This window comes from Anoxybacillus sp. LAT27 (genome assembly GCF_022030075.1).
GTDB lineage: Bacteria > Bacillota > Bacilli > Bacillales > Anoxybacillaceae > Anoxybacillus > Anoxybacillus kestanbolensis.
Window position 1 is genome coordinate 1 of record NZ_JAIWYK010000266.1, and the last position, 239, is coordinate 239.

Consider the following 239-nt stretch of genomic DNA (forward strand, 5'->3'; position numbering starts at 1 on the left):
TACATCAGCGAGGGCTTGGGGCAGACGGGGATCAACATCCGTCTCCGTTCCCGTCCGGAGATCACGCTGCACACGCTGGTTCCCGCAGGCTCGCTGTCCGGCCATCCGACAGCGGAGACAGCCGCTGCAGCTCGAACGAAAAGCCCCGCCGCAAAACCAGGCGTCGTCGCAGCCAAGCCGGGCGCGGTTGCGACAGAAGCCGCCCGCACACTGGCCCTTGAGTAAGGTATAATGATGGC

The 239-nt window shown here is 64.9% G+C and carries 1 pseudogene; it reads left to right on the forward strand.

The features are described 5' to 3' along the window. A pseudogene (locus LD028_RS09395) lies at positions 1-225 on the forward strand (hypothetical protein); the annotation flags it as partial. Positions 226-239: the final 14 nt, after the last annotated feature.